The following is a 22726-nucleotide window of genomic DNA, read 5'->3' on the forward strand; positions in this document are numbered from 1 at the left end:
TGGCCTCACCGCGCGTGACGGATGCGGGGGTTGAGGACGCCGTAAAGCACGTCCACCAGCAGGTTGACCAGGATCACCGAGGTGGCGATCAGCAGGACACCGCCCTGCAGGGCCGGATAGTCGCGGCGGTTGATCGATTCGATCAGCCATTTGCCGACGCCCGGCCAGGAAAAGATGGTCTCGGTCAGGATGGCGCCGCCCAGCAGCGTGCCGACCTGCAGACCGATGACGGTCACCACCGGGATCAGCGCGTTGCGCAACGCATGCATGCCGATGACCCGGCCGTCGGCCAGCCCCTTGGCGCGGGCGGTGCGGATGTAATCCTCGCCCAGCACCTCCAGCATGGCCGACCGCGTCATGCGCGCCACCACCGCCAGCGGTACGGTGCCCAGCACGATGGTCGGCAGGATCAGGTGGGACAGCGCGGAGCGGAACGCGTCGTAATCGCCGGCCATCAGCGTGTCGATCAGCATGAAGCCGGTCGCCGGCTCCACGTAATAGACCAGATCCAGGCGGCCCGACACCGGGGTCCAGCCCAACGCGACCGAGAAGAACAGGATCAGCAGCAGGCCCCACCAGAAGATCGGCATCGAATAGCCGGTCAGGCTGGCGCCCATGACGCCATGGTCGAACAGCGATCCGCGCTTCACCGCCGCCAGGATGCCGGCGGGCAGCCCGATCAGCGTCGCGAACAGCATGGCGCACAGCGCCAGTTCGAGCGTCGCCGGAAACAGCGTCAGGAACTCGCTCAGCACCGAATTGTGGGTGACCAGCGACAAGCCGAAATCACCCGACAGCACGTGGCCGACATAGTCGAGGAACTGTTGCCAGAGCGGCTGGTCGAGACCCAGTTCATGACGGAAGGCGGCCAGCCGTTCGGGCGCGATACCCCGTTCGCCGACTCGCACCTCGATGGGGTCGCCGGGAACCAGCCGGATCAGGATGAAGGTCAGAAAGGTGATGCCGAGAAATGTCGGAATCACCAAGCTCACCCGCGTCAGGATGAAGCGAAGCATCGACGGGTACTCGTTTTTTAAAACTATGGTGAAAACTGGAACGGAGCGCTGACTTGGCAACGCCCCGTTCCATCAGGGGCACCTGCCCCCACTCCGGCCCTCCCCCACTTGCGCAGGGTCGGGAATGCCACTCTGTTCAAAGGGTTGGAGGCGCGGAAACCCACGCCTCCAACCCTATACACCCGGCGCCGCACCCCCTTTTTGCGGAGGCGCGCCACGCATCACTTCAGATCGACGCCTTCGAAGCGATGGATGCCGAACGGATCCATCTTGTAGCCGACGACGTTCTTGGCGAGACCCATGTAAACCACCGAATGGGCGATGGTGTACCAGGGGGCCTCTTCCTTGAAGATGACCTGCGCCTGCTCGTACAGCTTGGTGCGGGCAGCGATGTCGTTGGTGCGCTTGGCCTGGACGACGAGGTCGTCGAATTCCTTGTTGCACCACTTCGACAGGTTGTTGCCACCCGGACGCGCCGCCTCGCAACCCAGCAGGGTGTAGAGGAAGTTGTCGGGGTCGCCGTTGTCGCCGGTCCAGCCGAGCATGCCCATCTGGTGCTCGCCCTGCTGCATCCGCTTGCGGTATTCGCCCCACTCGTACTGAACGATCTTCGCCTTGACGCCGACCTTGGCCAGATCGGCCTGCATCATCTCGGCGATGCGCTTGGCGTTCGGGTTGTACGGGCGCTGCACCGGCATCGCCCACAGGTCGGTCTCGAAGCCGTTGGGATAGCCGGCATCGGCCAGCAGCTTCTTCGCCCGCTCGACGTCGTACGGATAGTCCTCGATCGAGTCGTTGTACGACCACATGGTCGGCGGAATCGGGTTCTTGGCCGGGACGCCGGCGGCCTGATAGACCGCGGCGACCATCGCCTTCTTGTCCATCGCCATGCTGACGGCGCGGCGGACGCGCACGTCGTCGAACGGCTTCTTCGTCACATTGAAGGAAACGTAACCGACGTTCAGGCCTTCCTGCTCCTGGACGACGATCGAGCTGTCCTTCTTCATGCTGTCGATGTCGGCCGGGTTCGGGTACGGCATCACCTGGCATTCGCCGGCCTTCAGCTTGGCCAGCCGGACCGCCGCGTCGGGCGTGATCGCGAAGACGAGGTTGTCGAGCGGCTGCTTGCCGCCCCAATACTGCTCGAACGCCTTGTAACGGATGACGGCGTCCTTCTGGTAGGCGACGAACTGGAAGGGACCGGTGCCGACCGGAACCTGGTCCAGCTTCTCCGGCGTGCCCTTCTTCAGCAGCATCGCGGCGTACTCGGCCGACATGATCGGCGCGAACGGCATGGCGAGGTTGGCCAGGAACGGCGCCTCGACCGCGTTCAGCGTGAACTTGACCGTCAGGTCGTCAACCTTCTCGATCGACTTCAACAACTTCGGCATCGCCATGTCGTTGAAGTAGTCGTAGGCGCCGCCGGAGACCTTGTGGAAGGGATGATCCGGCTTCCACTGGCGCTCGAACGAGAAGATCACGTCGTCGGCGTTGGCGTCGCGGGTCGGCTTGAAATCGCCGACGCTGTGCCACTTGGCACCGGCGCGCAGCTTGAAGGTGTAGACCAGCCCGTCGTCGGAGATGGTCCAGGATTCCGCCAGGCCGGGAACGACCTTGGTGCCGCCATGCTCGAACTGGACGAGGTTGTTGTAGACCGGGAGAGCAACGTCGAAACTGGTGCCGGTCGTGTTCAACATGGGGTTGAAGTTTTCGGGGCTACCCTCGGAGCAATAAACAAGGGTCTTCGCCGCCTGGGCCGGCGCCGACAGCGCCAGCGCCGCGGCCATACCAAGCCCGGCACCCAGCAGGATGCGCTTCATTCGTCTTGCCTCCCGATTCCGGTTGGAGCGTACGGAAATTTGCCAGAACGCTTTTGGAAATAGCGTCGCCATTTGGCGCGTGGCAAAGGCGCCTGTCAACGCCAACATGCATACGTGGCTATACCGTGGCGCAGAGCATATTTTTGGGCACCAATACGTCCGTATGGACACATTTTCGCCCCTGAAAACGAAACAGTTGCAAAGCCAACCATCCGGTTGACCGAATCGATAGCTTCCTTCCCCTGCGAATCAGGTTATCCGGGTGGACCATTCCGGCAATGCCCGCAGCCGACGGGAGTCGGACGGCAGCCATGCACAGCCGCCGTGAAGGGCGCCATCTCGCCTCATGCTAGGCTCGGTTGCACCTGTCATGGAACCCTTTTTCGGATACCGGTCCGGCGATGTCGCTTCCGCTCCTGCCGTCCTTCCTGCGAACCGGCCCGCTGGCCGGCCCGGTGGCCGCCTACGGCCTCTACATCGTCGGCTCCGCCCTGCTGGCCTCAAACCCGGTGGTCGGGCGGGCGGTGGCGCATGTGGTGCCGCCGATCGGGCTGGCCTTCTGGCGCTGGCTGATCGCCTTCCTGATCGTGCTGCCCTTCGCCCTGCCGGGGCTGCTGACCCACCGCGTTCAGTTGAAGCGGCAGTGGCGGCGCTACCTGCTGCTGGGCGTGCTGGGCCAGGGGATCTCGGGCGCCATCGTCTATTACGGGCTGGAGCGGACCAGCGCCACCAACGCCAGCCTGATCTATGCCACCAGCCCGGCAATGATCCTGGCGCTGGCCGCCGTCTGGCTGGGCGATGCGATCCGGCCGCGGCAGGTGCTGGGCATCCTGCTGGCGATGGCCGGCGTGCTGGTGATCCTGACCCGCGGCGATCTCGACGCCTTGCGCCACCTGTCCTTCAATTCCGGCGACCTGCTGGTGTTGACCGGGGCGGTGTCCTGGTCGGTCTACACCATCCTGCTGCGGCAATCGGGCACACCCCTGCCGGTGGTCACCGCCTTCGCCGCCAACGCCTTCGCCGGGGTGCTGGTGCTGGCGCCCTTCTATGCCTGGGAGACGGTGGCGGTGCGGCCGGTGCCCTTCTCCGTCTCCACCATCCTGTCGATCGTCGCGGTGGCGCTGTTCGCCTCGGTCCTGGCGCTGCTGGCCTATCAGAAGACCATCGCGATGATGGGCGCCGCGCGCGCCTCCACCGCGCTGTACGTGTCGCCTCTGTGGGCGGCGCTGGCCTCCTGGGTTCTGCTGGCCGAACCGCTGCAGGGCTTTCACCTGATGGGAGTGGCGCTGGTCCTGCCCGGCGTGATGCTGGCCACCCTGCAAGCCCGCAAGCCGGTGGCGGAACCGGCGACCGAAGCGGCTTGATTGGTCTTGCCTGATCGGGGTCGCCCGCCCATCTTGGCCGGAACTCCGCATCCCTACGCCGCATCCTGCTTCCGTCCGGTCATGCCCGATACCGCACCTACCCCGCTCCTGCTCTGCGCCGACGATTATGGTCTGGCGCCCGGCGTCAACGCCGCCATCCGCGACCTCATCGCCCAGGGGCGGCTGACCGCGACCTCCGTCATGAGCCTCTGCCCGCATTGGCGAGAGGGGGCCGCGGCATTGCGTGAGCTTAAGGACAAGGCCGATGTCGGGCTGCATTTCACCCTGACCGACCAGCCGCCGCTGGGGGCCATGCCGACGCTGGCGCCGGACGGGCGGCTGCCGCCGCTGGGGCGGCTGATGGGCTGGGCCTATCGCGGAAAATTGAGCACGCCGGCGGCGCGGGCGGAAATCCGTGACGAACTGTCACGCCAGATCGCCGCCTTCACCGACGCCTGGGGAGCGCCGCCAGACTATATCGACGGCCACCAGCACATCCACCAGCTGCCCGGCGTGCGCGATGCGGTGGTGGAGGCGCTGGCCACCCTGCCCGGCGCCTATGTCCGCCTGTGCGGGGAGCCGGTGGCGGCGGTGCTGCGCCGGGGCGTGGCAGTGCCGAAGACGCTGCTGATCGGCGGGCTGGGGGGCGGGCTGAGGCGCATGGTGCGGACGCGCGGCATTCCCGCCAACGACCGTTTCGCCGGAGTCTACGACTTCGCCGGCAACCGGCCCTTCGCCGAGCTGATGCCGCGCTTCCTGGATGGCATCGGCGGCCGGACCCTGGTGATGGTCCACCCCGGCCTGCCCGACGAGGAACTGCGCCGCGTCGACAGTCTGGTCGAGCCGAGGCGCACCGAATACGACTATCTGCGCGGGCCGGCGTTCGCCGCCCTGCTGCAGGCGCGCAACATCCGCCTGACCCGCTTCGCCGGCTTTCCCCGGTAAAGGAAGGCCCTACTCCTCGTCGTCCGGCTGCCAGGCCCGGCGGCGCAGCTTGAAGCGCTGGACCTTGCCGGTCTCCGTCCGCGGCAGCGCGTCGAGGAATTCCACCGCGCGGGGGTACTTGTAGGGAGCGATGTGCTCCTTGACGAAGCTCTGCAGTTCCTCCGCCAGCCGCTCGTCGGGGCGGATGTCGTCGCGCAGCACGACGAAGGCCTTGGGGATGGTGCCGCGCACCGGATCGGGGGCGGCGATCACCGCGCATTCCTGCACCGCCTCGTGGCTCAGCAGGATGTTCTCGACCTCCAGGCCGGAGATCTTGTAGCCGGCCGAGACGATCAGGTCGTCGGTGCGGGCGTGATACCAGAAGAAGCCGTCCTCATCGACGTGGAAGGCGTCGCCGGTCAGGTTCCAGCCCTGCTGGACATAGCTTTCCTGGCGCGGATCGTCGAGATAGAGGCAGCCGGTCGCGCCGCGCACCGCCAGCCGTCCGACCTGACCGGGGGGCAGCCGGCGGAACTGGTCGTCGACCACCATCGCCTCGTATCCCGGCACCGGCTTGCCGGTGGACCCCGGCCGGACGTCGCCGGGGACGGCGTGCAGCACGGCGTTCAGCAGCTCGGTTGTGCCCAGGCTGTCGAGGATCTGCAGCCCGGTGGCGTCGTGCCAGCCCTCGAAGGTCTGCTGCGGCAGCGGCTCCCCAGCCGAAACGCAGAGGCGCAGGGAGGACAGCCCCTTCGCCAGCACGGGGTCGGCGGCCATGCGGCCGATCATGCCGCGATAGACGGTGGGCACGGTGAACATCACCGTCGCCCGGTGGCGGGTGGCGGCCTCCAGCAGCCGGTCGGCGGTCCCGCGCTCCAGCAGGATGACGGACGCGCCGATGCGCAACGGGAATAGCAGCAGGCCGCCCAGCCCATAGGCGAAGGCCAGCGTCGGCGAGCCGCAGAATACGTCCTCGGCCGTCGTCCCCAGCACGGAGCGCGGCGACAGGTCGGAAATCGCCAGCAGATGGCGGTGGAAATGAGCGGCCGCCTTCGGCGTTCCGGTGGTGCCGGAGGTGAAGGCGATCAGCGCCACGTCGTCCTGCGCCGTGTCGGCGGCCTCGAACCCGGCCGGCTTGGTGGCGATGCGGTGTTCCAGCTCGCCGTCGCGGAAGCCGATGATGCGCAGCGACGGCAGCGCCGCCTCTTCCAGATCGTCGAGGAAATGGGTGTCGCACAGCGCCATGTCGATGGCGGCGCGCTTCAGCACGTCGGCCAGCTCCGGTGCGCGCAGCAGCGGCATCGTCGGCACCAGAACGCCGCCGGCCTTGATGACCGCCAGCCAGCAGGCGGCCAGCATCGGCGTGTTGGGGCCGCGCAGCAGGACGCGGTTGCCGGTGACCAGCCCGTAATCCTCGGTCAGGACACGGGCGATGCGGTCGACGGTGTCGCGCATCCGGCCATAGCTCCACACCTCGCCGTCGCCGCCGATCAGGCAGGGACGCCCGTCCCAGCCGCGCTCGCGCCAGCCGTCGATCAGGACGGAGGCGGCGTTCAGGCGCTTCGGGTATTGGAGTTCGGGGCGTTCGAGAATCAGGTCGGGGCGTTGCGCCGGCGCCGGCAGCCGGTCACGGGTGAAGCTGTCCAGATGTCCGGATGGCGTCATGCGCGGTGCTGCCTCCCCCCATTGGCTGACGGGGAGGATGGGGCCGGCGTGATCGGTGGGCGGAACCGGCCGCCACACGCGCGGTTCAGACACGGCCATGCCATCGGCCGGCGCGAATGCGCATCCCTTCATGGGCAATGCTCCATCTCCCCCCGCAGAGGACGCATGAACACGCCTCCGTCTTATCTTTTATGCTCCGACTATAGTGCCAGGGGATGCAAGTGAGCCATGCAACGAACGAATGGTGGGTGCACCATCAATCGCCATTCGTGCCGGGACAAGTGACTGAAAACGCCTGTTTTTCGTTGGTAAGACGCATGATTCGGGCCAAAAGTACGGGTCGGCGTACCAATTTTCAGCCGTTCTGCAGATAGATGTCGATCTCGCCCTGCTCCATCACATGGGCGGTGCCGTGGATGATGCCGTTGGCGATCTGGATGATGCGGTGGATCATCGCGACGGAGGCCTGGCAGTCCATCCGCAGCTTGTCGGGATCGCCGCTGTCGATGTCGGTGCCGATCCGTTCCAGCGTGTGGGCGATCACCTGATGGGCCTGGGCGATGGTGTCCTCGAAGGGGCGGAGGAACTTCGACGGCACATGGCCGTAGGCCTCGATCGCCAGTTCCTTGTCGGAAAAGCCGCTGTCGCGGAAATGTTCGGCATAGCTCTTGGGCTGCCAGATGCGGCATTCCTCCAGCATGTCCGGCATGTCCGGGATCATCTCGATCAGCATCACGATTTCGTTGAAGTGATTGAGATAGTCGGTCGCCAGCAGCGTCTTTTCGGAAATGTTCGTGCCGCGCACGCGTTGCCGCCACCGGACGAAGTCGGCCAGTTCATCCGGCGGAATGCCATCCATCAGGGACCGATCCAACTCTTGGTCTTCCATGCACAAACCCGGACCCGATGACGCCCAACCCCAACCGTGTGCCGATGTCCTTAACGTTGGATTAAACGGGTTGCAAGCGTCGGGTGGTGAAAGTCACCAATTGACGAAATGAAAGCGGTGACAGGACCGTTATCCATCCAGATAAAAATTCGCCGCCGACGCCCGTCCGCATGATGTCGCGGCGGCGCCCGGCGGCGAAAGGATTGGCGGTTCAGGGAGGAATCACACCATTGGCGGTTCCAACACGGCTCCTGCCGGTTGGTTCCCGGGCGGCGTGCTTGGTTTTTTCAATAACCGGACCGCGCTACCCGAAAGTCACGATGCGCGGAAAGAAAAACGCGCCGGCCTGGGGGTGGCCGGCGCGTACGAGGATCGGGAACACTCGCCTCGCCCTCACACGGCAGATGCACAGCAGATGCCGGAGGGCAAAGTCAGAGTAGGCCGGTAAGTCTTTCGGAACGGTTAAATCCTCCCCTCCGCAACCCCCTATGCGGCGGTGGTCATAGGCCGCCGGCCGGGCCGGCCGGACCCTGTCATGCCCTGTTGCATACCATGCATACTGAGTAATCCGTTGCAGGTATCTCGAATAAATCTTTCGGGTTCACTCCCGTTAGGCCGTGGACTGCGCCATATGAATTTGACCGTTGCAGGTCGCGATGCGTCAGTCTGCTGTGGAAGCAGCGTCGACGGCGTCGCGACCTCCGGCGGGAACCGACCTCCGGAATTCGTCGCCGGGATTCGTCGCCGAACACCCAAGCCCGGAAGGATCGGGTTGCACCGGCCGCATCGGGTATCCGGGGCGGCATGTCGGGTGGATGCCAGGAACACGCGCCGCAGAAAGGCACGGGGAGAGAGATGGAGCAGTACACCGGTCACTTCATGCAGCATTTGCCCTACCTGCGCCGCTATGCCCGCGCGCTGACCGGGACGAACGGGCGGGGGGACGCCTTGGTGACCCGCACCCTGGAATGGTATCTGGAGGCGGACGAGGCGGAGACCGGCCGTGGCGGCGACCTGTCCCGCGGCACGCTCTATCGCCATCTGAACGAGTTGCAGGACGAACAAGGTTCGCCCCCGGCGGTGGCGCCGTACCATCCGGTCGAATCGGCGCTGATGACGCTGGAGGAGACCGACCGTCGGCTCTACCTTCTGGTCAATCTGGAGGATCTGCCGGTCAGCGAGGCCGCGGCCGTCCTGGGCATCGCCCCGGAAGACGCGATGGAGCGGCTGAACCACGCCCGCGAACGTGTCCGCGCCCGGCTGACCGCCACCATCCTGATCGTCGAGGATGATGCCATCATCGCCTTCGATCTGGCGGAAACGGTGCGCGGCATGGGCCACATCGTCTGCGGCAACGCGGCGACGATGGACGAGGCGCTGTCGCTGGCGGCGGAACACCGGCCGACGCTGGCCCTGATGGACATCCGGCTCGCCGACGGCGACAACGGTCTGGAGGTGGCGCGCGCGTTGCGGGCCCGCAGGTTCCTGCCGGTGATCTTCGTCACCGCCTTTCCGGATGATCTGGCCAAGCACGGGCTGGACCATCTGGGTCCGGTCATCCCGAAGCCCTTCACCCGCGACCAGATCGAACAGGCGATCACCCGCGCGGTGTTCATGCCCCAGCCGGAAGACGCCCGCGAGACGGCGCAGCCCCACTGAGGGGCGGCGCCGCCTGGTCCGGCTTCAGCGGAAGACCACCGTCTTGTTGCCGTTCAGCAGCACGCGGTGCTCCACGTGATAGCGGACGGCGCGGGCCAGCACGATGTTCTCGATGTCACGCCCGATGGCCACCAGGTCGTCGGGCGTCATCGTGTGGTCGACGCGCTCGGCCTCCTGCTCGATGATCGGGCCTTCGTCGAGGTTGGAAGTGACATAGTGCGCGGTGGCACCGATCAGCTTCACGCCTCTCGCATGGGCCTGATGATAGGGCTTGGCCCCCTTGAAGCTGGGCAGGAAGCTGTGGTGGATGTTGATGACCCGGCCGGCCATCCGCTCGCACAAGGCCCCCGACAGCACCTGCATGTAGCGGGCGAGCACGACGAGGTCGACCTTCTCCTCGTCCACGATCTCCAGAAGGCGGGCTTCCTGATGCGCCTTGTTGTCGGGGCCGACCGGCAGGTGGTGGAACGGGATGTTGTGCCACGCCGCCAGCTGGTAGAAGTCGCGGTGGTTGGAGACGATGGCCGGGATTTCGATCGGCAGGTAGCCGGTGCGGTAGCGGTACAGCAGGTCGTTCAGGCAGTGGCCGAACTTCGAAACCATGATCAGCACGCGCGGCCGGCGGCGAGCGTCATGAATCTGCCAGGTCATGCCGAAGCGTTCCGCCACCTGTGCGGCGAATTCGGCCTCCAGCTGCTCCTTCGTCGGCCCGGTCGGATTGCCGTTGAAGCTGACGCGCATGAAGAACAGGCCGGAAATGCGGTCGCCGAACTGCGCGCTGTCGATGATGTTGCAGCTCCGCTCCGCCAGGAAGCCGGACACCGCGAAGACGATGCCGACGGTGTCGGGGCAGGAAACGGTGAGGATATAGTCGGAGCCGGTCTCAGACATCGCGCGTCCACCATGGCGTACAGCAAGAATAAGGGGGAAGCTTCCCTAGCACGAACGCCGCGATGTTGCACCCGCTTCATGAGCGGATGCGCACATGGCTGCACCGTCACGCAGGATTGCCCCCGAACCCGCCCTCCCCACGCCGCTCTGGCGCGGACGCGCCGGCGGTGCGACAATCGGCGGCGGCCGGACTGGCCGGCATCGGGAAGGCGGGGTCACCCATGGCAACCGGCGGCAAGATCATCGGTGAATACACCAAGGGCAAGGTCGACAAGCTGATGACGGCGGATGCCGCCGACAGCAGCCGCAGCCAGCGCATCCGCCATTTCCTGGAAAACATGGATGCGGCGATCCTGGAGGCCAACTGCGAGGTCATCGGGCGCGAACTGCCGAACCTGGACCGCGACAGCTTTCTGCGCATGGCGGTGCGGGTGGCGGAACTGCGCGCCGACTATATCCGCGCCGGCCTGAAGATGTCCGAATCCCGGCATCCCGATTCCTCCACCGTCACCGACCTCGCCCGGCTGCGCGCGGCCTACGAGGAGATGCTGGCCGTCTATGAAGCCGCCGAACGGGTGATCGAGCGCGGATACGCCAAGCTGGGGTGAGGCGCGGGCATTTTTTAAGGAAAGCTCCTTCGGCCGTCATTCCCGCGCAGGCAGGAATCCAGCCATTTCAGCAGTTTGCCAGAAAGGTTTCCTGGTTCCCCGCCTTCGCGGGGATGACGGCCGAGAGCGGCTCCCGCCGGGACGCAGAAACAAAAATCCCCTCCTCCGCGATCCTGCGGAGAAGGGGCGCGACCGATCGGTCACATATTCAGTGGCAACCTTCCATAGCGACGCCCGGTGGCCGGATGATGGCCGTCACCCGGACTTACACGTCGTGGAAATGTTCCAACTCACGACGCAGGCTGGTCGCCTCTTGCCGCAGGCCGACGATCCGGCGGACGTCAGGACTGGGCTGCTGTTCCTCGCGTTCGAGCTTGTCCTCGATATCGCGTTGCTCTTGCCGGATGATGTTGAACAGGGCTTTCCTCAACATCGACACCTCCCGAGCTGATCGCTAAAATTTTAGCGCTTTTTCAATCGGTCATCAAGCAACCAATCACCTCTGTCGAATTCTCAGCCTTTCAAGTGTGCCCATATGACCGGAGGCTCACAAATATTCAGAAACGGTAACCTGCCCGGTCTTGACAATACTTTTTTGCAGCCGCATTGGTTAATGAATCGGGCTAGACCAACGGGTGACGCAGCGGGTCGGGCGACCTGACGCTGCGGTCTCCCCACCTTTGCAGCATGGTATTTCTGGCGATGGATCGACGACAGCTGCTTGGGCTCGGGCTGAGCAAACTTTGGTTAACCGCTTTCGGCACGGCGGCGCTCGCCCTGGCCCAGCCGCCGGACTCGGCCCTGGCTGCGGAGCCGCGACCCGGCCGCAAACCGGCCGGCGGCGGTCCGTCGCGGCCCCGGCTGGTCATGCTCGATCCCGGCCATGGCGGCAACGATCCCGGCGCGATCGGCACCCGCGGCACCTTCGAGAAGGAGGTGACGCTCGACATCGCCCACGAGGTCGCACGCATCCTGGCCGACCGGACCAACGTCGCGGTAAAGCTGACGCGGCGCGACGACCGCTTCCTGGCGCTGGACGAGCGGGTGGCGCTGACGCGCGAGGCCGGGGCCGACCTGTTCGTGTCGATCCACGCCGACAGCGCCCCCAATGCCGATGCACGCGGACTGTCGGCCTACATCCTGTCGGAAAAAGCGTCGGACTCCTTCGCCTCGCGCCTCGCCCAACAGGAAAATCAGGCAGACCGGTTCGGAAAGCCGGGATCGCTCGGCGGCGGCCGGATCGTCAAGGACATCCTGCTGGACCTGACGGCGCGCCACACCCGCCATGCCTCGCTGGCCGCCCGCCAGCTTCTGGTGGAAGGCGCGGGCAAGGAGTTGCACCTGCTGGAAAACCCGATGCGCTCGGCCAATTTCGCGGTGCTTAAGGCGCCGGACGTGCCGTCGGTGCTGGTGGAGACCGGCTTCCTGTCCAACCCCAGGGACGAGGAAATCCTGCGCGACGCCACGGCGCGGCGGGTGGTTTCGCGCGTCCTGGCCCGCGAGATCGCAAGGGTACTCTCCAGCCCAGCTTTCGCCTGAATTTGCCCCGAGACTGCACGAGACGCTGCGGCGAAACTTCCGGCGCGGCCGCTCCTTCGCAATCGCAGCGACTGCAACATCCGTGCATCACCTCGGGACAAAGTGACGATGACTGGTGAAAGCCCTGAATTTCCCCATTGCAAAGACCGTTCCGCCGTGACTTTTTCCGGCCGCGCGCCGCATTTTCCCGGCGCTCGACACGCAGGCGAAGGGAGGCACGCTGTGACGGGTTTGAGCCGCCTTTGGACGATGTTCGCACTTGCCTGCGCCGCAGGGACCTCGCTGGCCGGTTGCGGGCCGCTGGTGCTGGGTACCGCGGGCGGCGCCGCCGTCGTGGCCTCGCAGGAGCGCGGTTTCAGCGGCTTCGTCAGCGACACCGAAATCCGCGCCCGCATCAATTCGCTGTGGCTGCAGCATTCGATCGACCTGACCAACCGGATCGGCCTGACCGTCGACCAGGGCCGCGTGCTGCTGACCGGCCGCGCCGCCGACGCGCAGATGCGCCTCGACGCGGTGCGTCTCGCCTGGCAGGCCGACGGCGTCAAGGAAGTCATCAACGAAATCCAGATCGACAACGGGTCCAGCATCGTCGACACCGCGCGCGACACCTGGATTTCAACCCAGATTCGCAGCCGGATCACGTTCGATGCGAATATTCATAGCCAAAATTACAGCATCGATACCGTCGATGGTGTTGTCTATCTGATGGGTGTCGCCAGTTCACAGGAAGAGCTGAACAACGTGCTCCAGCACGCCCGTTCGGTGCCCAACGTTCAACGCGTCGTCAGCTACGTGCGTCTGCTCTCAAACCAAAACCTCCAGGGTTGAAACCCGACCGCCATGGCCTCCGCCCTATCCCGCGTCCTCGCCGTTCTCCGCACCGCCGCCGTCGCCGCAGCCCTGATCCTGCCGGCGGCGGTCGCGGCCGGTCCCGTTCTGGCGCAGGATGCGGCGACGCAGGGGGCAGCGCAGGGCATACCGGGAGCCCCGGAGGTGGTGGCGCAAGATGTGATGGCCCAGGATCAGGATGGCGGCGGGGCGGACTCCCCCGCCGCCGGCACGCCGGGTCCGGCCAACCGCCTGTTCGTCCAGGCGCTGCAGTTGATCCGGCAGGCCGACAACACCTATGACGTCGCCGAGGAGTCGCGCCTTCTGAAGGAGGCCGACAAGCTGTTCAACGAGATCGTGACGAAATACCCCGACAGTCCGCTGGCGGTGCAGCTCGTCACCAACCAGTTCGTCGGCGACTTCGATTTCTACGAATTCCGCTCGCGCATCCGGGCGCTGGTCTGCAACGACGCGCTGAACAGCCTGTGCTTCCTCCACCGCATCGGCGAGATGCTGCCGCCGGTGGAGACGCCGATCACCGCCGCGCGCTGGGACTGGCTGTCGCTGGCGGTCGCCTACCAGCAGTTGGGCGACACCGGCCGCGCCAAGGAGATCATGGCGCCCTTCGTCAGCGCGGTGCGCCGCGGCGGCGTCGCCGACAGCTCCGGCCAGGATCTGTTCGTCGCCCGCGCCCTGTCGCTGATGGGGCAGACGTCGCTGGCGCTCGACATCACGCGGCAGATCAACGACTGCTCGACCCGGATCTACAACCTCGCCGACATCGCCAAGGCGGCGTCCTGGCGCGGCGACGCGGCATTGACCAACGCGCTGGCCGACGAGGCCAAGGGCTATGCCTCCAGCCACAATTGCTCGTGGGAGCTGGGGCTGGTCGCCCAGACGCTGCTGCGCGCCGGCAAGGAGGCGCAGGCCCGCACCCTGTTCCTGAACACGGTCGAGACGCAGTTCTCGAAATTCAAGGAAACCCGCGGCGACTGCTGCCCGCCGGAGCTGGCGGTGGCGGCGGCCGACATCGGCGAGCCGAAGCTGGCGCTGGGCCTGCTCAGCACCGTGCAGGACGAGAACCCGTGGACGATCCCGGCGGTGCTCGGGCGGCTGGCCAAGCGCGGCGAGACGGCGATGGCCGTCGCCTATGCCGAACAGGTCACCGACATCGACACCCGTGGCGAGGCCTATGCAGAGCTGATCGAAGGGGCGATGAAGCGCGGCGAGCCGGCCGTCGCCAACGACCTGATGAACCGCCTGACCAAGCTGGCGGACGATGCCGCCGGCCGCCGCCCCGGCCTGCTGGCGCAGCGGGCCAAGGCGGAAAAGGCCTTCTACAACGACGACCGCTGGCGCCGCACCTTCCAGCAGGCGATCAACGCGGCGGAAAAGGCCAGCAACTTCGTCCGCCGCGACATCGGCGCCCCGCTGCTGGCCGCACTGGTCAGGATCGAGACCGGCCTGCCGATGTTGGATTGAGGTGCTGGATTGACGGGAGAGGGAACTCCCTCACCCCACCGCCAGCACCAGCTTGCCGACATGCTGGTTGCTCTCCATCAGCCGGTGGGCGTCGGCGGCGTTGGCGAGCGGGAAGACCTCGTGGACGACCGGCTTGACCTTGCCTGCGGCCACCAGCGGCCAGACGCGGGCCTTCAACTGGTCGGCCACCGCCTGCTTGTAGGCAATCGGGCGCGCCCGCAGGGTGGAGCCGGTCAGCACCAGCCGCTTGGTCATGACGGGGAAGAAGTTCACGTTGGCCGTCGCCCCGCGGACGAAGCCGATGCAGACATAGCGGCCCTCGACCGCCAGCGCGTCGATGCTGCGGGCGACGTAATCGCCGCCGACGATGTCCAGCACCACATTGACGCCGGCACCGCCGGTCGCCTCCTTGACCACCGCGACGAAATCCTCCTCGGCATAGTCGATGGCACGTTCGGCGCCGAGCCGGACGCAGGCATCGCATTTCTCAGGTCCGCGGGCGGTGGCGAAGACGCGGGCGCCGAAGGCCGCCCCCAGCTGGATCGCCGTGGTGCCGATGCCGGACGTGCCGCCATGGACCAGCAACGCCTCGCCGGGCTGAAGGGCGCCGCGCTCGAACACGTTCGACCAGACGGTGAAGAAGGTCTCCGGCAGGGCTGCCGCCTCGGCCATCGACAGGCCGGCAGGAATCGGCAGGCATTGCGCCGCCGGCACCACGCAGAACTCGGCATAACCGCCGCCGGCCAGCAGGGCGCAGACCGGATCGCCGACCTGCCAACCCTCCACCCCCTCGCCCAGCGCGTCGACGGTACCCGCCACCTCCAGGCCGGGGATGTCGGTGATGCCCGGCGGCGGATTGTACTTGCCCAGCCGCTGCAGCACGTCGGGCCGGTTGACGCCGGCCGCCTGGACGGCGATGCGGATCTCGCCCGGCGCCGGGTCCGGGACCGGGCGGCGCGCCGGGACAAGCACCTCCGGCTTGCCGGGCTGACTCACCTCGATGGCCGTCATGCTTCTGGAGTCTGTCATTCGGGTCGTCCCCCCTGCCCTGTCGTCGTGATGGGTTTGGGGGCACTGTGTCGCCGTTGCGGACCACCCGTCCACGCGGCGATGGATCCGATTTCGTCCTGCGGAAAAGTCAAAAAAATGGCCGTGCTGCACACAGCACGGCCAGTCTCCGAGAGAAGCGCGAACATGCAAAACAACACATCCGCCCGATGAGAAAGGAACGCCTTTCCCGAGACAGACAATCGCACCGATCGGCCCGATTTACCCGAGAAAAAGGCCGCTTTTCCATTCCGTGGAAATGGCTCTTTTCTTAAGAAAAAAGGCCGCGCTCCGTGAGGAACGCGGCCCTGAGTGCGCCAGGGAGGAATGCCAACGTGCACCACCTGCCGTCAGCTCTTGGCGTCTGTTTGTCCCTTCGGTGGACGGGTCAGTTGGGAACCGGCACGCGGCCGCCCAGTTCCTGCGTCACCGCGGCGGCGGCGCGCTTGACCATCTCGCCCAGGGCGCGCAGCCGCGCGTCCTCGATGCGCCGGCTGGAGCCGGACAGCGACAGGGCGCCCATCACACGGGAATTCTCGTCGAAGATCGGGGCGGCGACACAGCGCAGGCCGGACACCCGCTCCTCCTGGTCCAGGGCATAGCCGCGGGTGCGGACCAGCGTCAGGTCGCGGTAGAGCGCCGGCAGCGACGACAGGGTGCTGCGGGTGAACTGGCGCATGCCGCGCTGGGTGACGATGGTCTGGACCTTGGTCTCCGGCATGCCGGCCAACAGCGCCTTGCCGACGGCCGAGCAGTGCAGCAGCGTGCGGTCGGTCTGCGGAACCGCGACCTGGGCGGCGCGGGGGCCGCCGACGCGGGCCAGATAGAGCGCCTCGCCATTCTCCTCGACGGCGAGATTCACGATCTCGCTGCTCTCCTCCATCAGGCGGCGCATGCGCGGACGGGCGACGTCGACCAGATTGCGGGTCTTCAGGAAATTGGCGCCGGTCATGTAGGCCTGCACACCGACCACCCAGCCGCGCGCGCTCTGGTCGAAGCGGACGTAGCGCTCGTACTGCAGGGTCGTCAGCAGGCGATGGGTGGTGGAGGGCGACAGGTTCGCGGCCTCCGACAGTTCGGTCAGGGTCATCGGCCCGTCATTGGAGCCGAGGATCGTCAGGATGTTCAGCGCGCGGCACAGCGACTGGACCACCTGGCCGCGATCGGCCTTGGCGTCCTTGCCGTTGTCGTTCTTCACCCGCGGCGTCTCGATGATCGCGGTCTTGATGATCGCGGCGGCGCCCTCGCTGGGGTCGTCGTGAATGATGCGGCGTGCCATGGTGCCGGCCGTCATGCTGTTGGAGGTCATGCTGCTCGTGCGGGCTTGCGCTTTCATGTCCCATCTCCCTCGGGGTCCGGCGCTTTGGCTGCGCCTGTCTGTTGCGGCTGATGGCGTGAGTGACAGAAGCTTCGCTGAAACCGCGGGACCGTCGCGGACGGCGGTCCCGCGGGTATCGGTCAACCTTTGAAGATCGACTGCATGGTGGAGCCCAGGCTGGCGGGGCTGTCGGCGACGGCGATGCCGACCGACTTCATGAAGTCGATCTTGAAGTCGGCGGTGTCGTTGCCGCCGGAGATCACCGCGCCGGCATGGCCCATGCGGCGGCCCGGAGGAGCCGTGCGGCCGGCGATGAAGCCGACAACCGGCTTCTTGGTGCCCGAGGCCTTGATGAACTCGGCGCCGCGGACTTCGGCGTCGCCGCCGATCTCGCCGATCATGATGATGCCCTCGGTCTCCGGGTCCTTCACGAACAGCTCCAGGCTGTCGACGAAGTTGGTGCCGTTGACCGGGTCGCCGCCGATGCCGATGCAGGTGGTCTGGCCAAGGCCGGCCGCCGTGGTCTGCGCGACGGCCTCATAGGTCAGCGTGCCGGAGCGCGAGACGATGCCGATCTTGCCGCGTTTGTGGATGTGGCCCGGCATGATGCCGATCTTGCACTCATCCGGCGTGATGATGCCGGGGCAGTTCGGGCCGATCAGGCGGGTTGCCGAGCCATTGAGCGCGCGCTTGACGCGGACCATGTCCAGCACCGGGATGCCTTCGGTGATGCAGACCACCAGCGGGATCTCGGCATCGATGGCTTCCAGGATCGCGTCGGCCGCGAAGGGCGGCGGCACGTAGATCACGGAGGCGTTGGCGCCGGTCTTCTCGACCGCCTCCGACACGGTGTCGAAGATCGGCAGGTCGAGGTGCTTGGCGCCGCCCTTACCGGGCGTGACGCCGCCGACCATCTTGGTGCCGTAGGCGATGGCCTGTTCGGAGTGGAAGGTGCCCTGGGCTCCGGTGAAGCCCTGGCAGATCACCTTCGTGTTCTTGTCGACGAGAACAGCCATCTCACGCGGCCTCCTTCTTGACGGCGGCGACGATCTTCTTGGCTGCGTCGTCCAGATTGTCGGCGGACAGGATCGGCAGGCCGGATTCGGCCAGGATCTTCTTGCCCAGCGCCACGTTGGTGCCTTCCAGCCGCACCACCAGCGGGACGTGCAGGTGCACTTCGCGCGCCGCGGCGACCACGCCTTCGGCGATCACGTCGCAGCGCATGATGCCGCCGAAGATGTTGACCAGGATGCCTTCGACCGCGCTGTCGGACAGGATCAGCTTGAAGGCCGCGGTGACGCGCTCCTTCGTGGCGCCGCCGCCGACATCGAGGAAGTTGGCCGGCTCGGCACCATAGAGCTTGATGATGTCCATCGTCGCCATGGCGAGGCCGGCGCCGTTGACCATGCAGCCGATGTTGCCGTCGAGCTTGACGTAATTCAGCTCGTGCTTGGCGGCTTCGATCTCCGCCGGGTCCTCTTCCGCCTCGTCGCGCAGTGCGGTGACGTCCTTGTGGCGGAACAGGGCGTTGTCGTCGAAGCTCATCTTGGCGTCGAGCGCCAGGATGTCGCCGGCGCCGGTGACGATCAGCGGGTTGATCTCGACGATGGCGCAGTCCAGATCCACGAACGCCTTGTAGGCGGCCTGGATGAACTTGGCGGCGGCACCGACCTGCTTGCCTTCCAGGCCCAGCGCGAAGGCGACCTTGCGGGTGTGGTAGCCCTGGATGCCGGTGGCCGGGTCGACGGCGACCTTGACGATCTTCTCGGGCGTGTTGTGGGCGACCTCTTCGATCTCCATGCCGCCTTCGGTCGAGGCGATGATGGTGACGCGGCCGGTGGCGCGGTCGATCAGCAGGCCGAGATACAGCTCGCGCTTGATGTCGGCGCCTTCCTCGACATAGAGGCGCTTGACCTCTTTGCCGGCGGGGCCGGTCTGCTTGGTCACCAGGACGTGGTTCAGCATCTCGGCGGCGTTCTTGCCGACTTCCTCAATGGACTTGACGACGCGGACGCCGCCCTTGCCCTCGGGGTTGTCCTTGAAGCGGCCGGCGCCGCGGCCACCGGCATGGATCTGCGACTTCACCACCCAGACCGGACCGCCGAGTTCACGGGCGACCGATGCAGCCTCTTCCGGGGTGAAGGCCACGCCGCCGCGCGGAACGGCGACGCCGTACCCCCGCAGCAGATCCTTGGCCTGATATTCGTGAATGTTCATGATTTGCGTCTCTGACCCTGTTCGGGAATTGTCTTTTGGAGGCCGCGGGGAGCCGGGAATTCATCGGCTGACGGGCGGCGGATTTTTAAAAACTGCGAGCTTCGGCTCTCGGGCGACCGGGAAGGGGACGGTCGGGGGAGAGGGAGGCGCGGTGGAGTATTTGAAGACACTATGGGTGCAACGTTTTGCCCCCTCCCCGACCCTCCCCCGCTCTCAGCGGACCTATGGTCCGCCTGTCGCGTCAGCACAAAGCGTAGCTTTGTGCGAGAGCTTCGCGGGAGAGGGAGTAAGCGCCAGGGCGGCGGCAGTCCCCTCTCCCACCGAAGGTGGGGGAGGGTTAGGGAGGGGGCATCATGGAGTGACCTTACTCCGCCGCTAACCGCTCCACGGCACCGATGGCGCCGCTGTCGCGGATTTCGACGATCTCACGCTCACCGAAACCCAGGACGTCACGCAGGATTTCGTCGGTGTGCTCGCCCAGCAGGGGGGAGCGGGTGACCTCGGTCGGGCTGTCGGACAGCTTGATCGGGTTGCCGACCGTCAGGTAGCTGCCGCGGGTCGGATGCTCCACCTCGACCAGCGTGCCGGTCTCGTAGAGCGACTTGTCCTCGGCGATCTCCTTCATCGACAGGATCGGGCCGCAGGGGATGTCGTACTTGTTGAGGATGTCCATGACCTCGAACTTGGTCAGGGTCTTGGTCCATTCCTCCACCGTGCCGAAGATCTGCATCAGGCGCGGCAGGCGCGCCACCGGAGTGGCATAGTCGGGATCGGTGATCCACTCCTCCTTGCCGATGACCTTGCAGATCGACTTCCACACCGGCGCCTGGGCGATGAAGTAGATGTAGGCATTGGGATCGGTCTCCCAGCCCTTGCACTTCAGGATCCAGCCCGGCTGGCCACCGCCCGACGCGTTTCCGGCGCGCGGCACCGTGTCGCCGAACTCGCCGTTCGGGTATTGCGGATATTCCTTCATCGGCCCGTGGGCCAGACGCTGCTGGTCGCGCAGCTTGACGCGGCACAGGTTCAGCACGGCGTCCTGCATGGCGGCCAGCACCTTCTGGCCCCGGCCGGTTTCCTTGCGCTGGTACAGCGCGGTGACGATGCCCAGCGCCAGATGAAGGCCGGTGCCGCTGTCGCCGATCTGGGCGCCGGTGACCATCGGCGGGCCGTCGTCGAAGCCGGTGGTCGAGGCGGCACCGCCCGCGCATTGGGCGACATTCTCGTACACCTTGCAGTTCTCGAACGGCCCGGGGCCGAAGCCCTTGACCGACGCGACGATCATCGCGGGGTTCAGTTCCTGGATGCGTTCCCAGGTGAACCCCATGCGATCGAGCACGCCGGGGGCGAAGTTTTCGACCATCACGTCGCAGGTCTTGATCAGAGCCTCCAGCACCTCCTTGCCCTTGGGCGTCTTGGTGTCGAGGGTGATGGACCGCTTGTTGTGGTTCAGCATGGTGAAATACAGGCTGTCGGCGTCCGGCAGGTCGCGCAGCTGGCTGCGGGTGATGTCACCCTCGCCCGGCCGTTCGACCTTGATGACGTCGGCGCCGAACCAGGCGAGCAACTGGGTGCAGGTCGGCCCCGACTGCACATGCGTGAAGTCGAGAATCCGCACGCCCTGAAGTGCCTTGCCCATGTATCTCTCCCCCTGCTTTTTAGTGTCGTGTGGTCGGCGTTTCTTTTAAGACGGCATTTTGCGGACCGAACTCGTCGGGTTCAGGCTGCCGATGTTGCCGCTTTCGGTGCCCGCCGCCGGATCGATGACGGCGTTGATCAGGGTCGGACGGCCGCTGTCCATCGCCTCGTTGACCGCGCGGTACAGCTCGTCCGGGTTGGTGACATGGACGCCGACGCCGCCGAAGGCTTCCATCATCTTGTCGTAACGGGAGCCGGGGACGAAGACCATCGGCGACGGGTCGGCCCCGCCGGTCGGGTTGGTGTCGGTCCCGCGATAGATGCCGTTGTTGTTGAAGATGACGATGCAGACCGGCAGGTTGTAGCGGCAGATCGTCTCCACCTCCATGCCGGAGAAGCCGAAGGCGCTGTCGCCTTCCACCGCCAGAACCGGCTTGCCGCTCTCCACCGCCGCGGCGACGGCGTAACCCATGCCGACGCCCATGACGCCCCAGGTGCCGACATCCAGACGCTTGCGCGGCTCGTACATGTCGATGATGCCGCGGGCGAGGTCGAGGGTGTTGGCGCCCTCATTGACCAGCATGGCGTCCGGCCGCTCCTTGATGACGCGGCGCAGAGCGCCCAGCGCACCGTGGAAGTTCATCGGCGACGCGTTGCTCATCAGCTTCGGCGCCATCTTGGCGACGTTCTGCTCACGCTTGGCCGCGACGGTGGCCATCCACTCGGTCGGCGGAGTCAGGCCGCCCTCGATGCCCTTCAGCATCACTTCCATGACCGAGGCGATGTCGCCGACCAGCGGAGCGTGGATTTCGACGTTGCTGTCCATCTCCCGCGGCTCGATGTCGACCTGGATGAACTTCTTGGAGCCCGGCTTGCCCCAGGTCTTGCCCTTGCCGTGCGACAGCAGCCAGTTCAGGCGCGCGCCGACCAGCATGACCACGTCGGCTTCCTGCAGCACCAGCGAACGGGCGGCACCGGCCGACTGCGGATGCGTGTCGGGCAGCAGGCCCTTGGCCATGCTCATCTGCAGGAAGGGAATGCCGCTCTTCTCGACGAAGGAGCGGATCGTCTCGTCGGCCTGGGCGTAAGCGGCGCCCTTGCCGAAGATCACCAGCGGACGCTTGGCGCCCTTCAGCAGGTCGAGCGCGCGGTTCACCGCGTCGGCCGACGGATACTGCGCCGGGGTCGGATCGACCACCTTGACCAGCGACTTGGCGCCTTCCGCGGCGTCCATCACCTGCGAGAACAGCTTGGCCGGCAGGTCGAGATAGACGCCGCCCGGACGGCCCGACACGGCGGCGCGGATGGCACGCGCCACGCCGATGCCGATGTCCTGGGCGTGCAGGATGCGGAAGGCGGCCTTGCACAGCGGCTTGGCGATGGCAAGCTGGTCCATCTCCTCATAGTCGCCCTGCTGCAGATCGACGATCTCGCGCTCCGACGAGCCGCTGATGAGGATCATCGGGAAGCAGTTGGTCGTGGCGTTCGCCAGCGCGGTCAGGCCGTTCAGGAAGCCCGGCGCCGACACCGTCATGCAGACGCCCGGCTTCTTGGTCATGAAACCGGCGATGGCGGCGGCGTTGCCGGCATTCTGTTCATGGCGGAACGAAACGACGCGCATGCCCTCGGCCTGCGCCATGCGCAGCAGGTCGGAGATCGGAATACCGGGGACGACATACAGGTTGTTGATGTCGTTGAGCTTGAGCGCGTCGATGACGAGCTGGAAGCCGTCGGTCAGCGCCGGCGCGTCTTCGACAACAGATGCTTCCGTGGCCTGGTTCTTAGTGATCGTTGCAGCCGCAGTAGACATATGGGTGACTC

General features: G+C 66.2%; 19 protein-coding genes. 7 read left to right on the forward strand and 12 right to left on the reverse strand.

Features of this window, described 5'->3' with window-relative positions; translation table 11 throughout:
• Positions 1 to 5 precede the first annotated feature (5 nt).
• Together FZ029_RS29400 and FZ029_RS29405 are read right to left on the reverse strand one after the other, a co-directional pair.
• A complete protein-coding gene (locus FZ029_RS29400) occupies positions 6 to 1016 on the reverse strand; it encodes an ABC transporter permease subunit (RefSeq protein ID WP_109074654.1) in 1011 nt (336 codons plus the stop codon).
• A gap of 221 nt (positions 1017 to 1237) precedes the next feature.
• Positions 1238 to 2836, reverse strand: a complete 1599-nt coding sequence (locus FZ029_RS29405) for an ABC transporter substrate-binding protein (RefSeq protein ID WP_149273383.1) — start codon at positions 2834 to 2836, stop codon at positions 1238 to 1240.
• 401 nt (positions 2837 to 3237) lie between these two features.
• On the opposite strand from FZ029_RS29405, the gene FZ029_RS29410 reads away from it, so the two are divergent.
• Together FZ029_RS29410 and FZ029_RS29415 are read left to right on the forward strand one after the other, a co-directional pair.
• Complete coding sequence (locus tag FZ029_RS29410; protein ID WP_149273385.1) at positions 3238 to 4200, forward strand: DMT family transporter; 963 nt, start codon at positions 3238 to 3240, stop codon at positions 4198 to 4200.
• Positions 4201 to 4233: 33 nt separating this feature from the next.
• The gene (locus tag FZ029_RS29415; RefSeq protein WP_247892553.1) at positions 4234 to 5145 is read left to right on the forward strand and encodes a ChbG/HpnK family deacetylase; all 912 of its coding nucleotides are present in this window, start codon (positions 4234 to 4236) and stop codon (positions 5143 to 5145) included.
• A 9-nt stretch (positions 5146 to 5154) separates the two neighbouring features.
• On the opposite strand, the gene FZ029_RS29420 is transcribed toward FZ029_RS29415, so the two are convergent.
• Together FZ029_RS29420 and FZ029_RS29425 are read right to left on the reverse strand one after the other, a co-directional pair.
• Positions 5155 to 6789 carry an AMP-binding protein gene (locus FZ029_RS29420; protein ID WP_149273387.1) on the reverse strand — a complete coding sequence of 545 codons (1635 nt, stop codon included), beginning with the start codon at positions 6787 to 6789 and terminating at the stop codon, positions 5155 to 5157.
• A 355-nt stretch (positions 6790 to 7144) separates the two neighbouring features.
• The gene (locus FZ029_RS29425; protein WP_149200111.1) at positions 7145 to 7648 is read right to left on the reverse strand and encodes a hypothetical protein; all 504 of its coding nucleotides are present in this window, start codon (positions 7646 to 7648) and stop codon (positions 7145 to 7147) included.
• 885 nt (positions 7649 to 8533) lie between these two features.
• On the opposite strand from FZ029_RS29425, the gene FZ029_RS29430 reads away from it, so the two are divergent.
• Positions 8534 to 9337 carry a response regulator gene (locus FZ029_RS29430; protein WP_149273389.1) on the forward strand — a complete coding sequence of 268 codons (804 nt, stop codon included), beginning with the start codon at positions 8534 to 8536 and terminating at the stop codon, positions 9335 to 9337.
• Positions 9338 to 9361: 24 nt separating this feature from the next.
• On the opposite strand, the gene purU is transcribed toward FZ029_RS29430, so the two are convergent.
• Positions 9362 to 10228 (reverse strand): formyltetrahydrofolate deformylase, encoded by an 867-nt coding sequence (gene purU, locus FZ029_RS29435; protein WP_149273391.1) that lies wholly within the window; start codon positions 10226 to 10228, stop codon positions 9362 to 9364.
• Between the two features lie 221 nt (positions 10229 to 10449).
• Here purU and FZ029_RS29440 point away from each other — a divergent pair, with 221 nt between their 5' ends.
• On the forward strand, positions 10450 to 10836 hold the full coding sequence (locus tag FZ029_RS29440) for a hypothetical protein (protein WP_109074646.1): 387 nt from the start codon (positions 10450 to 10452) through the stop codon (positions 10834 to 10836).
• A 265-nt stretch (positions 10837 to 11101) separates the two neighbouring features.
• Here the strand turns inward: FZ029_RS29440 and FZ029_RS33260 are convergent, their stop codons facing one another.
• Positions 11102 to 11269 (reverse strand): hypothetical protein, encoded by a 168-nt coding sequence (locus FZ029_RS33260; RefSeq protein ID WP_167393191.1) that lies wholly within the window; start codon positions 11267 to 11269, stop codon positions 11102 to 11104.
• 269 nt (positions 11270 to 11538) lie between these two features.
• Here FZ029_RS33260 and FZ029_RS29445 point away from each other — a divergent pair, with 269 nt between their 5' ends.
• From FZ029_RS29445 to FZ029_RS29455, 3 genes are all read left to right on the forward strand, one after another.
• Positions 11539 to 12375: an N-acetylmuramoyl-L-alanine amidase gene (locus FZ029_RS29445; RefSeq protein WP_149273392.1), complete on the forward strand. Its 837-nt coding sequence runs from the start codon at positions 11539 to 11541 to the stop codon at positions 12373 to 12375.
• Positions 12376 to 12483: 108 nt separating this feature from the next.
• The gene (locus FZ029_RS29450; protein WP_247892554.1) at positions 12484 to 13203 is read left to right on the forward strand and encodes a BON domain-containing protein; all 720 of its coding nucleotides are present in this window, start codon (positions 12484 to 12486) and stop codon (positions 13201 to 13203) included.
• Between the two features lie 12 nt (positions 13204 to 13215).
• Positions 13216 to 14685, forward strand: a complete 1470-nt coding sequence (locus FZ029_RS29455; protein ID WP_149273394.1) for a hypothetical protein — start codon at positions 13216 to 13218, stop codon at positions 14683 to 14685.
• Positions 14686 to 14715: 30 nt separating this feature from the next.
• On the opposite strand, the gene FZ029_RS29460 is transcribed toward FZ029_RS29455, so the two are convergent.
• The 6 genes from FZ029_RS29460 to oxc form a co-directional block, all read right to left on the reverse strand.
• Positions 14716 to 15714, reverse strand: a complete 999-nt coding sequence (locus FZ029_RS29460; protein ID WP_149273396.1) for an NAD(P)H-quinone oxidoreductase — start codon at positions 15712 to 15714, stop codon at positions 14716 to 14718.
• 406 nt (positions 15715 to 16120) lie between these two features.
• Entirely contained in the window at positions 16121 to 17068 is a 948-nt protein-coding gene (locus FZ029_RS29465; RefSeq protein ID WP_149200118.1) for an IclR family transcriptional regulator, read from the reverse strand.
• A gap of 122 nt (positions 17069 to 17190) precedes the next feature.
• Positions 17191 to 18066, reverse strand: a complete 876-nt coding sequence (sucD, locus tag FZ029_RS29470) for a succinate--CoA ligase subunit alpha (protein WP_149273398.1) — start codon at positions 18064 to 18066, stop codon at positions 17191 to 17193.
• 1 nt (position 18067) lies between these two features.
• A complete protein-coding gene (sucC, locus tag FZ029_RS29475; RefSeq protein ID WP_149273400.1) occupies positions 18068 to 19267 on the reverse strand; it encodes an ADP-forming succinate--CoA ligase subunit beta in 1200 nt (399 codons plus the stop codon).
• A gap of 364 nt (positions 19268 to 19631) precedes the next feature.
• The gene (gene frc, locus FZ029_RS29480) at positions 19632 to 20906 is read right to left on the reverse strand and encodes a formyl-CoA transferase (RefSeq protein WP_149200121.1); all 1275 of its coding nucleotides are present in this window, start codon (positions 20904 to 20906) and stop codon (positions 19632 to 19634) included.
• Between the two features lie 45 nt (positions 20907 to 20951).
• The gene (gene oxc / locus FZ029_RS29485; RefSeq protein WP_211104254.1) at positions 20952 to 22715 is read right to left on the reverse strand and encodes an oxalyl-CoA decarboxylase; all 1764 of its coding nucleotides are present in this window, start codon (positions 22713 to 22715) and stop codon (positions 20952 to 20954) included.
• Positions 22716 to 22726: the final 11 nt, after the last annotated feature.

This window comes from Azospirillum sp. Sh1 (assembly GCF_008365135.1).
GTDB classification, from domain to species: Bacteria; Pseudomonadota; Alphaproteobacteria; order Azospirillales; family Azospirillaceae; genus Azospirillum; species Azospirillum oryzae.